General features: G+C 38.8%; 11 protein-coding genes, 2 tRNA genes and 1 pseudogene. 6 read left to right on the forward strand and 8 right to left on the reverse strand.

Translation table 11 applies throughout. The features are described from left to right. Window positions 1-274: 274 nt before the first annotated feature. Complete coding sequence (locus ASJ81_RS04925) at window positions 275-814, forward strand: site-specific integrase (RefSeq protein ID WP_245859814.1); 540 nt, start codon at window positions 275-277, stop codon at window positions 812-814. 266 nt (window positions 815-1,080) lie between these two features. Here the strand turns inward: ASJ81_RS04925 and ASJ81_RS22055 are convergent. The 8 genes and pseudogenes from ASJ81_RS22055 to ASJ81_RS04970 form a co-directional block, all read right to left on the reverse strand. Next, window positions 1,081-1,227, reverse strand: a pseudogene (locus ASJ81_RS22055) (type II toxin-antitoxin system RelE family toxin); the annotation flags it as partial. Window positions 1,228-1,335: 108 nt separating this feature from the next. Then, the gene (locus ASJ81_RS04935; protein ID WP_141241586.1) at window positions 1,336-1,551 is read right to left on the reverse strand and encodes a hypothetical protein; all 216 of its coding nucleotides are present in this window, start codon (window positions 1,549-1,551) and stop codon (window positions 1,336-1,338) included. Between the two features lie 497 nt (window positions 1,552-2,048). Next, window positions 2,049-2,450, reverse strand: coding sequence for a NosD domain-containing protein (locus tag ASJ81_RS04940; RefSeq protein ID WP_338037359.1), 402 nt, complete (start codon window positions 2,448-2,450; stop codon window positions 2,049-2,051). A gap of 40 nt (window positions 2,451-2,490) precedes the next feature. Further along, a complete protein-coding gene (locus ASJ81_RS04945; RefSeq protein ID WP_095643516.1) occupies window positions 2,491-3,081 on the reverse strand; it encodes a NosD domain-containing protein in 591 nt (196 codons plus the stop codon). Between the two features lie 212 nt (window positions 3,082-3,293). Then, on the reverse strand, window positions 3,294-3,548 hold the full coding sequence (locus ASJ81_RS04950) for a C39 family peptidase (RefSeq protein ID WP_141241587.1): 255 nt from the start codon (window positions 3,546-3,548) through the stop codon (window positions 3,294-3,296). 427 nt (window positions 3,549-3,975) lie between these two features. Beyond that, window positions 3,976-4,048, reverse strand: a tRNA-Asp gene (locus ASJ81_RS04960). Window positions 4,049-4,161: 113 nt separating this feature from the next. Continuing rightward, window positions 4,162-4,280: transfer RNA gene (locus ASJ81_RS04965), tRNA-Tyr, on the reverse strand. 425 nt (window positions 4,281-4,705) lie between these two features. Beyond that, a complete protein-coding gene (locus ASJ81_RS04970; protein WP_095643519.1) occupies window positions 4,706-5,902 on the reverse strand; it encodes a methionine adenosyltransferase in 1,197 nt (398 codons plus the stop codon). Window positions 5,903-6,373: 471 nt separating this feature from the next. Between ASJ81_RS04970 and hisG the strand changes: the two genes are divergently transcribed. The 5 genes from hisG to ASJ81_RS04995 all read left to right on the forward strand — a co-directional run. Further along, window positions 6,374-7,243, forward strand: coding sequence for an ATP phosphoribosyltransferase (gene hisG / locus ASJ81_RS04975; RefSeq protein WP_095643520.1), 870 nt, complete (start codon window positions 6,374-6,376; stop codon window positions 7,241-7,243). Window positions 7,244-7,376: 133 nt separating this feature from the next. Beyond that, window positions 7,377-8,114, forward strand: coding sequence for a 1-(5-phosphoribosyl)-5-[(5-phosphoribosylamino)methylideneamino]imidazole-4-carboxamide isomerase (hisA, locus tag ASJ81_RS04980; protein ID WP_095643521.1), 738 nt, complete (start codon window positions 7,377-7,379; stop codon window positions 8,112-8,114). Window positions 8,115-8,286: 172 nt separating this feature from the next. Next, window positions 8,287-8,862 carry an imidazoleglycerol-phosphate dehydratase HisB gene (gene hisB / locus ASJ81_RS04985; RefSeq protein WP_095643522.1) on the forward strand — a complete coding sequence of 192 codons (576 nt, stop codon included), beginning with the start codon at window positions 8,287-8,289 and terminating at the stop codon, window positions 8,860-8,862. A 394-nt stretch (window positions 8,863-9,256) separates the two neighbouring features. Further along, window positions 9,257-9,910, forward strand: a complete 654-nt coding sequence (locus tag ASJ81_RS04990) for an NAD(P)H-dependent oxidoreductase (RefSeq protein ID WP_095643523.1) — start codon at window positions 9,257-9,259, stop codon at window positions 9,908-9,910. Between the two features lie 48 nt (window positions 9,911-9,958). Further along, the coding region (locus ASJ81_RS04995; RefSeq protein ID WP_095643524.1) for an IS1634 family transposase at window positions 9,959-11,032 on the forward strand (1,074 nt) is incomplete at its 3' end.

Below are 11,032 nucleotides of genomic sequence, written 5' to 3' on the forward strand. Positions count from 1 at the left end.
AAAAGGTAGTGTACCGATTTTTCTGTAAATTCTCTGTTTACTTATACACAGATTTGTGCATTTACCTAATACGAACGTTTTGACATAGAACATTCGTATTTCTGATTATAGTGACAGAGCAAAAACGGTAGCAATAAGTAAAAATAAGTATCTTTTTAATACTGATTTAGAAGACAAAGTATAGAAAACACCAACCTATTTATAGAACGTTGGTATAATACTTTTTGAAGGGATTTTTATAGAAAATGGATTAATAACAGCAGACGGCACTAAAGTGTTAACTGTCGAAGAGTATGATCGATTTGTTAAGGCGATACCTGCAAAGTTTAAGCCTATCTTTGAACTTAACACAATTACGGGGCTTCGCTATGTCGAATTACAAAGATTATATTATAATCCATCATGGTACATTGAGAGCAGGAATCAAATAATACTCCCAAAGGAAGCCCAGAAGAAGGTCAAACAGAAAGCACCAAAGCGCACTATTGACAAACTTCCCACTACTTTTCCGTCTCTAATTAAGGCATTTCAGGAAGGCAGGAGACCACCGGATCGTACAAGTTGGTGGGATAACCTTAGCAGGTGGTCTGAGAAAGCAGATATAAGCCCGAAAGTCGGCCCGAAGACTCCCAGGAAAACAATAGAGTCATGGATGCTTAAAGCTGGAGTACCGGAAATTGAGATTTACAGTAGACAGGGACACGACCCAGTAACGTCATTGAGGCACTACCAGAGTTTAAGTTTTACAGATTATGAAATGAGAGATATAGAAAAGAGACTTACTGAGTGGGGAATTCTTAGAAAGGGAATTTAAGTGTTTTATCCCAAAATAATTTCACTTTGTAGATCTATGCATATTCTATGAGGGATAAAATACAAACTTTTTATCTCAAAACGTTCGTATATTGAAGTATCCTGAAAAATTGGATTGTTGCAACGGAACCAGAATAAGTAACTTTTTCTAATTGTGAAATTTTTCACTTATTTTGTATAATAATCAAATTTTTGCAACGGAATCCCTAAAATTGCTTCATCATATAAGTGCAGATCCACATTTTTCGGAAAAGTAGAAAGTGAGAATTACAGGCGACCGTATTTCTTATGGGCTTGCTCTTGTGTCAGGATGTCAAAAACAACAATTGCATTCTCTTCTAAATCAACGGTATAGAACGCCCTGTAATTCCCGATTCGAAGGTGGTACACATCTTCTTTATAACCTTCTATTTTGCACTTATTACCGCCCTGAAACCCATTTTTTAGATCTTTTAAAGCTTCAGCTACTTGTTTTTTCTACCTTGTGACAGGTCATCAAGAACTTTTGCTTTAATGAAGACTTTAAAGGTCATCCACGCTCACGTATTCTTCGCGGTGTTCTTTAAAGTGTTTTTTGGCTTCTTCCGCAATTCGGTCTATCTTCAATCTGTATTCACGCTCTTTATGTTCGTTTATCAGGTCTTCAATAACTTTATTGTAATCATCACCCATAGAACCGATTTTGCGCAGCTCATCTCTATTTTTCTTTGTTATCTGTATCGTGGTATTTTCGTGCATAATAATCGCTATAATGTTTATAATATTTATAATTATAGTCACAAGGCTAAATAATGCAACTACTCAATATGGTGAGATGAGGTCTGTTGTTGTAACATTTACAGGTGTGACTATAGCTAAAAACCAAAGTATGCTCTGATAAGTGCAGGAGCGTATATTCCAGGAGAAACAAAGGAAACTAAAGAATCATGTAAATATATGCATAAAGTTACATGCTTATATTATGTTCTCTAACCCAATAAATTTAAAACTTTTAGAATATCTATAGGTTATACCATGAAACTTATGAGGCAAATCTACAGAACGTTTAATACACTGCCATATTTTTGCTAATTTTGATAGAATCAATAGCTTAATTGTAACAAAAATGGGGGACTATTCCGTAGAAGAAATTATAAAATCAGATGAACTTCTAAAATCGTGTCAAACTGATTTGAGCTAAAAATGGGATGGATTGACAATACCAATTAGTGGGTACTGTCAAACTTAGGCTTTAATTATATGGTTCGTGGTTCACCTGCGTTAAGTATCTCACCTTCCAATGTATTATTTCCACTGTTTAAAGCGATATTTGTACTGTTTAAAACGTCATATACTACTCTAAATTCAGTATTCGAATCTCCAATATTACCTTTTAATGTGTTATTTTGAGAATCGACAAGATTAACTGAATATGAATATCCACGTCTGACAATAGTATTATTCAAAACTTTATTATTATTTGAGTTAACGAGACTAAGGCTGAAATAGTTATACAAAATTGAGTTATTATTTAGCTCATTATAAGAAGATTTAATGAATCTCACACCGTCCCATAACTTCGATACGGTGTTACTCATTAATTTATTATTATCAGACTCTTCAAGCCTACATTCCGCAGATGTACACAGATGTAGAATTTATTTGCCGATTTGCCATATTATCTCATCAAATCCGATTTTAAGTTTTTAGCTTATTGCCGTATTGAGATAATAAGTGGCATTTTTGTGTACATCTGCGGAAAGTGGGTTCAAGATAAATTCCTGTTGCATTATTCTCTGATTCAACAAATATTCCAACACCTAAAATGTCATTATTTCTTAATTGGTTGTTATCATAATTTTTTAGATAAATTCCAAGTGAATTGTTATTCACTTCATTCTTTTCCAGGATGTTCCTATTTGAATCATTAAGGCAAACTCCATAATTGTTATGACTTAGTTTATTTCCAGTTATGTTGCCATCAGACCCACTACAATATATGCCGGATTTACCCTGTGACCCAGTTATATTGAAGCCGCTGATTGTCACATTATCCGCAGTTATGTGGAATACATCTTTTTCAGGGTCAGCCGCCTGAATAACAGCATATGCGGATTCTCCTTCATTTGAGCTTATAACCTTCAGCGGTTTGTCTACAACTAAATTCTCCTTATATAATCCTGGGTAAACAATAACAGTGCCACCGGAATTTACAGAATTGATTGTATTCTGTATTGAATCTCCTGGGTAGATCTCAACATCTATTGGATTATTGTTAATGTTATCCAGATTTTTTTTACTGGCTCTCCAGAATGCAAGTCAGCATTTGTTGAATTGTTGCTAATATTGTCAAGATATTTTTCGGGATGTATTTCACTATACTTTGCATTGAAAGTATATAGTATCGAAGCGATAAAAATTAACAATAATATAATTATTAATTTTGTATTAATTCGTGAGAGATCCATAGTTACCTATCCCAAAAAAGTTATATAGGGTGATTAAGTCCTCACCCTCGTTGCTGCTACATCATCCCAATTTCCAAAAGTAATATAATGAACCTTTGTATCCCACCCATCATGTATGTAAACATAAACATTTGAACCCACTTTTTTATAACCCATAAATGTAACAATGTGGTCTCCGTAGCGGTTGGAATTCCCACTTCCTACTCCACCGTTATACATAGACAAAACAAATGGTCTATTTGCATCAATCTCTGATTGTTTATCACTAGGTTTTGGAACTGAGTCCACTTAGTTTAACACATAAATTAAGAATAATTTCGTTTTATTTTTCGTTATCGAATTTGGCTAACATTTTCTCAATGTGTGATTCAGTTCCGAATTCAGGATCTAGTTTTTTAATCGTGTTCAGTGTGTAGGAAAATATTACTTTCAGATGATAAAGTTCTCTGAAAAAATAAGCGTTAGCGATAAGCAAGAAAATATTTGTCAAGGCCATAGTGGAAATAAAAAGAATAATGATATTTTCAGGAGTTAAAAGATTCATATTGTGAATATGAACTCTTTTTAAAAAACTTTTTTATTTGTGTTGAAGGCGCTGCCTGAGAATTATTTTAAAGAAAAAAAATGTATAAAATGAATTATTTTAAAGAAACAAGCCATAAAAAAGGTTTATTTTGCTCGATTGGCATCAATCGAGCTTTAAATTAGTCAATAACGCCCGGACCGGGATTCGAACCCGAGTCGGAGCCTCGACAGGGCTCCATGATAGGCCTCTACACTATCCGGACACTTCGGTGTCTTTTGCTATTGTTTTTCGCCCGCGTTGCGAGCAAAACATAAACGCTTTTTTAATATATAAATGTTCCCGTTGAAGCTTTTCGATTCTGGGTTTTATTTCAGGTCCCGCCTCCCAGACTCGAACCGGGGACATCGCGGTGCCTGCGCGGAAATGTACGGGTGGTAATTTTACCCGCACGAGCCGAACTACAGCCGCGCACTCTACCACTGAGTTAAGGCGGGACAATGTATATTGTTCCACTGTTGCACTGCTTGAGTGCACCATCTCATATATGGTGATGATATATATGTTTTACGCTAGATATTGGTTATAGGGACATTTTTACGAAAATTTTACATACGTAAGTTCATTCTGTAGCCTCCTTCATTACTAATTCTAAAGAATTTCCAAGAATTCTGAAGAGTGTTCCCGTAACTCGGCATTACTCTCCAGTTCTAAAAACAACCTGTTTCTCCAAAAACAATTAGCTCTAAACTGAAAAACACACTCAAGAAAACTGTCAGAATGAGCATTTAAATCTGAAAACAATCAGTTTTAAACTAAAAATGAGCAGTTTCTTATTAAGAATAAGCTAAAGTCAAAAGTAGTCACAGTAAAAGTATTATGAAAAGAACTTTTGAGTTCTTTTCAGCAATATTTGCTTTGTTTAAAAAGTGTTCAATTCTCCTTTAATTACCATTTCGGTAATCTTTGTCACATTGGAAAGCCAGTCATCCATAACAACTTCCGCTTCGGCTTTGACCTTTGCAAAAGAAGTGCCTTCTTTAGGGATAACCTGCGCACTTGCTACGAGTGGCTGGTCAATTGGTTTTCCAATCTGGGAAAGCAACCTGATGTAAACATCCTGTACTTCCGGAACCTGCTTTACGATATCGCGGGCCATCTGGGTCGAGAGGAGGTTGTAGATCTTACCTATGTGGTTAATCGGGTTCTTTCCACTGGTTGCCTCCATGCTCATAGGTCTGTTTGGCGTGATCAGTCCATTGCAGCGGTTTCCACGCCCTACCGAGCCGTCATCCCCCATTTCAGCTGAAGTACCCGTAACTGTGAGGAAAACACATTGTGTTTTCAAATTATCTCCGGTGTTAATGCAGACCTTCACATCGCGCTCAGTATACTTGAAAGCGAGATCTTCAACATACTTCTGCATTTCCTGAGTCATATTTATATAGCTATCAAAGTCGTCAATATATCTCCCAATCATGCCACTGCATATTGTAAGGGTTATATCTTCTCCATCCCTGAGTCCCATGACCTTCATATCTTCTCCGATTGCAGGCATGCGCGACTTAAGGTCTGTGAGCAGTTGTCTTTCTGTGTTATATACAAGGTTTTCAAGCTCGGAAAACGGAGCATGACCAACCCCAAACGAGGTATCATTTGCAACCGGAACCCTGTCTCTTTTGAAGACATCCCTCAGGTCTGAGGACCCTGTCCCGAGTTTACAGTCCATGATGACATCTCTTTCGAGATCCATATTTACAAGGGTATTCTTAAGATATCGTCTGGCAGCTTGCAGGGCCACAGACTCGGTAGCAAGCTCTACCCCTTCAAACTCCTTTGTTGCCCTGCCTACAAGCAGAATATATATAGGCTGCAGTATTTCTCCGCCCCCGAACTTGGGACTTGATCTCCCGGCTACAATCTGAGTTTCGTCAGTATTATGGTGGAGTACGGCTCCACATTTGCTTATGTATTCCCTGCATAGTGCGCGACTTACGGCTTCGGCCAGTCCGTCCGATATACTATCAGGATGCCCTATCCCTTTGCGTTCTACAAGCTCTATCCTCTGTTTCTCAATGGGGGTCTGGAAGAGCTCCTCCACTTTGATATTTCGGGCCATTTGGATCCTCTTTTTTCAAAATCGATAATAGTTTTTATTATTAAATGTTAATGTTATTGGTTTACTATTTTTCGGTCAGTTGTATCATCAGTCTGCTATCTTAGCATTCTGTTATGATTAATTCTTCTGTTGTTCTGACATTAATAAAATATTCTAACATATATTCTGAAAACTATTCCCTATTAAATTACTATGAATATATAATTTTTCCCATGCCTTAATTACTGAAAGTAATATTCCTTCTAAAAACAATTTTTTACCTGCAACCCTGGAAGTTTACTGATTAGTTCTCAAATTAATTTGTAATGAGTAGGCTTTTTATCTATGGACTTGCCTTCTTAGAAGAAAACTTCTATGAGATCTTACCGTGAAGTCTATATCATACTAGAATATTCTGGATAAACGTTTTTACTTTGATGAGTTTACCCGGGAAAATACTTCCCGGCAGATTATTTATAGAGGACATAACAGATGATTCGCATTGCAATACCCAATAAAGGGCGCCTTTACGAACCCACAATCTCTATTTTCAAAGATGCAGGACTCCCTATAAGTGGAGGGGCCGAAAGTCGAAAACTTTTTGCAAAAACTACTGATCCGGATATCCATATCCTCTTTGCCAGGGCTGCTGATATTCCTGAGTACGTGCAGGACGGGGCTGCGGACGTAGGTATCACAGGTATAGATCTGATTACGGAAAGGGGAGCAAAGGTTGAAACTCTTCTGGACCTCAAATTCGGAAAGGCCAGCCTTGTTCTGGCTGTCCCTGAGGACTCGGATTTTCAGAAAGCTGAGAATCTTGAAGGCCGAAAGATTGCAACCGAGTTTCCGGAAATCACGCACCAGTACTTCAAAAAGCTTGGAGTCAATGTTGAGGTTATAAAGGTCAGCGGAGCCTGTGAAATGACTCCACATGTGGGAATAGCTGATGCAATAGTTGACATCTCAAGTTCCGGAACCACTCTGATGATAAACCATTTAAAGCCAATTGACACTGTTTTTTCTTCAACGGTCTATTTGATTGCAAATAAAGAAAGCCTCAAGACAAAGGACAAAATTCTGGACATCAAAACTGCATTGGAAAGCGTGCTCAATGCAAAGCAGCGGCGTTATCTTATGATGAATGTTCCCGAATCTTCCCTCCAGGCAGTAAAAGAAGTCCTTCCAGGAATGTCAGGTCCGACAGTTATGAAGGTTGAATCCAGTAAACTGTCCGGAGAATCCATCCTTGCAGTTCATGCTGTTGTGGATGCTGACCTGATTTTTACTATTGTAAACAAGCTGAAGAATGTTGGTGCGCGTGACGTTCTTGTCGTGCCTATCGAAAGAATAATGCCCTGAAAGGGAAAAAATCCGGAAAATGGGTTTTTCGGGTAAGACAAACAAAAAGGCGATTTAACAGAAGGAAATTTAACAGAGTGAGATCTCTCAAAGATAAAAGGAGATTTCTCAAAGATGTGTCGGAGATGTGACTTTGGTTTTTGAAGTGATTCCTGCAGTGGATATGAAGGGCGGAAAGTGCGTTCAACTTGTGCAGGGTGTGCCTGGCAGTGAGATCGTGTCCCTTGACGATCCTGTTGAAGCTGCCCTTGACTGGGTCAGAAAAGGGGCAAAGACTCTGCACCTGGTAGACCTGGACGGAGCAATTGAAGGAGAGCGTAAAAACGCCCGTATCATTGAAAAAATAGTAAATGCATGCCGAGAAAAAGGAGTTCGGATTCAGGTTGGAGGGGGCATTCGGAGCTTTGAGGATGCAGCTTCTCTGCTTGAACTTGGGATTTCGCGGGTAATTCTCGGAACTGCTGCACTGCAAAACCCGGAGCTTGTAAAACGTCTTTCAAACGTCTTTGGATGCGAAAGTGTGACCGTTGCTCTGGATGCAAAAAACGGAAAAATCTCCATCAAAGGCTGGACTGAGGAATGCTCACAAACTCCTGTAGAAATGGGCAAGAAGTTTGAAGAACTTGGTGCAGGCAGCCTACTTTTTACAAATATAGATACTGAAGGCCTTATGCAGGGAGTAAACCCTGTCCCTACAAAAGAACTTGTGGACTCTGTCAACATTCCTGTAATCGCATCCGGAGGAGTAAGTTCTCTTCAAGACCTGCAGGTCCTGAAGAAAACCGGGGCTGCAGGAGTTGTGGTAGGTAGTGCTCTCTACACAGGCAGGTTCACACTTGAAGCAGCGATTGAAACAATTCGGCATGAGTGAAATGTGAAATTAATTTTTACTTTTGTTTCCTGGCAGAGATTTTCTTCATAATTACGTTTTTTCAATTATGCTTCTTCAGTCTGCCGGATAATCATAGAGGATGAATTTACAAGAGAATGAATTTACAGCCAGACAGAAAGCATTTATAAATTTAAAGAGAATGTGATGCTGTATGAGAACAGGCAGAATGTCCCGTAAAACAAAAGAGACTGATATCCAGCTTGAGCTGAACCTTGATGGTACTGGAATTGCCGATATCAACACAGGGATCGGGTTTTTTGACCATATGCTTACTTCTTTTGCAAGGCATGCAGAATTTGACCTCAAGATACGTGCGAACGGTGACCTGTACGTGGATGAGCATCACCTTGTGGAAGACACAGGAATAGTTCTCGGAAAAGTGCTTGCAGAGGCACTCGGAGATATGGCAGGGATTGCCCGTTTTGGAGAAGCCAGAATTCCCATGGACGAATCCCTTGCCGAGGTTGCCCTGGATGTAGGCGGACGCAGCTATCTTGTTCTGAAAGCTGAGTTTGCAGCCCCTCAGGTAGGACAATTCAGTACCCAGCTTGTGAAGCACTTCTTCGAAACGCTGGCTTCAAATGCAAAAATTACCATCCATGCGAGTGTCTATGGTGATAATGACCATCATAAGATCGAAGCTCTTTTCAAGGCTTTTGCCTATGCTATGAAACGGGCTGTAAAAATTGAAGGTAAAGAAATAAAGAGTACTAAAGGAACTCTATAAAGGAACCAAAGGAACTCTATAAAGGAACCCTCTAATTCCGCGTCCCGTCACCCGAGTTCCGTCACCCGAGTCCCGTCTCGGGAGGACGGTGCCCTTTTCGCTCACTTCGTTCGCTCAAGAGGGCTGAATTATAATGAAGATGCTGAGTTGAGTTGGATTGAGTTAAGAGGGTTGATTTATGGGATAGAGGCGTTTAACATTTTCAGTCTTTCCTTAGTTGTCTTAATCTGGATTGAGTTAGGCATGAGATCTACGTTCAAAACTTGATTTTATGCATATTTTACTGATTCTATAGATTTAGCATATTTTTTGTTTCCTGTCGTCTCAAAAGTTAAGTAACCTTACTTTTTTATTCCGGAAAATGAATTTAATACATAACTTGGGGGAGAATAAAATGAAAGTTCTTTATGTTTACGCACACCCGGAACCGAAATCTTTTAACGGCGCTTTAAAGGATACGGCCCTTGCTGTCCTGCAGGAGAAGGGGCATGAAGTAAAGCTCTCAGACCTTTATGCAATGAAGTTTCATCCTGTCTTGAAAGCTTCGGATTTTCCTGAACGGAAAAACCTGGAAATCTTCAACCCTTTTTTCGAAGCTATAAAAGCTGTAAAGACAGGGGCCTTTTCACCTGACATAAAGGAAGAAATGGAAAAAGTGAAATGGGCAGACCTTCTGATTTTCCAGTTCCCTATTTATTTCACTTTCATGCCAGCTATTATGAAAGGCTGGATCGACCGCGTCCTGGCACCTGGGTTTGGGTTCAACCCGGTTACGAATAGTGCCTACGATACCGGGCTCTTTAAAGGAAAATCCGCAATGATTGTTACAACTACCGGAGCTCCGAAATCGATGTATTCGGAGGAAGGAGCCCATGGAGATCTGAATAGGCATCTGGAGTCAATAACTCATTGCATTTTTGAATATATGGGAATGAAAGTCCTTCCATCTTACATAATTTACGAAGTGAGCAGCATGTCCAGAGAAAAAGGAACTGAAGAATTGGAAAAATATAGACAGAGAATACTTGATCCTAGATTCGGCAGGTAAACATATAAGTTAATATAATTATTCTCACATCTTTTTTCTTGATTTTCCATGGCAGACAAAAACAACAGTCGACTAGTCGAATCCTCAATAAAACGTACAAGATTTTTAGGTCACCTTGGTCTCATTGCTGGAGTTTTCCGAGAACTTGAAGTTGACAAACTGATCGATGAGAAACTCCCAAAGGAAAGGGATCACAAGATTCCTCACTCAGTCTGCATCCTTGCCATGGTACTCAATGGTCTTGGTTTCATAGGTCAACGTCTATACCTTTTTCCTGACTTTTTCAGGAATATTTCTATAGAAAGACTTTTTGGAGAAGGTGTAACACGAGAAGATCTGAATCAATATGCTATCGGAGAAACTCTTGACAGAATCGTAAAGTATGGTCCTACAAAACTGTTTACGGAAATTGTTCTTCACATTATGAACCGTCTACCTATTCCTGTCCATTGTTTACACGCTGACACTACAAGTGTCAGCGTTTATGGTGATTATCAAGACGAAGAAACGGAGTCTATTGATATCACTTTTGGAATTCCCAAAAACGGAAGATGGGATCTCAAACAATTTGTGCTAAGTTTGATTGTAAATCAGCATGGAATACCACTTTTTATGAACACTCATTCAGGGAATGCTTCCGACAAAAGCACAATTCTGGAAGCAATAAAGTCTCTCAAATCAGCTTTAAGTCCTGAAAGCAAAGTGTACTATGTCGCTGATAGTTCCTTTTACACTGACAATAATATCAATAATATAGGAAAGTCATTCTGGATCAGTCGTGTTCCTGCAACAATTAATGAGGCAAAGGAACTGCTAACTGCAAATCTAAACCTGAAGCCACTGAAAAGCGATGAAAGATACTCATTTTATCAAACCTTTGTTGATTATGGGGGAGTCAAGCAAAAGTGGGTTTTGTTGCTTTCTCATAAAATGAAAGAAAAGAAAGAGATAACTCTCAGAAAGAAGCTTCAAAATGAACTTGAAAAAGCAGAAAAGTCGCTTAAAAAACTGGTAGGAGAGGACTTCTTCTGTGAAGAAGATGCATTAAAAGCAGCAGAAAAATGGACTGCAGATTTCCCTTCTATTGTGTTTGAAAAAGTAGATTTGAAAACCGTTAAAAAA

This window comes from Methanosarcina spelaei (assembly GCF_002287235.1).
Classification (GTDB): Archaea; Halobacteriota; Methanosarcinia; order Methanosarcinales; family Methanosarcinaceae; genus Methanosarcina; species Methanosarcina spelaei.

Bases quoted from the DNA above. Each gene is read 5' to 3' on its own strand.
- ASJ81_RS04935 (WP_141241586.1), bottom strand. From the start codon at position 1,551: ATGCACGAAAATACCACGATACAGATAACAAAGAAAAATAGAGATGAG.
- ASJ81_RS04970 (WP_095643519.1), bottom strand. From the start codon at position 5,902: ATGGCCCGAAATATCAAAGTGGAGGAGCTCTTCCAGACCCCCATTGAG.
- hisG (WP_095643520.1), top strand. From the start codon at position 6,374: ATGATTCGCATTGCAATACCCAATAAAGGGCGCCTTTACGAACCCACA.
- hisB (WP_095643522.1), top strand. From the start codon at position 8,287: ATGAGAACAGGCAGAATGTCCCGTAAAACAAAAGAGACTGATATCCAG.
- ASJ81_RS04990 (WP_095643523.1), top strand. From the start codon at position 9,257: ATGAAAGTTCTTTATGTTTACGCACACCCGGAACCGAAATCTTTTAAC.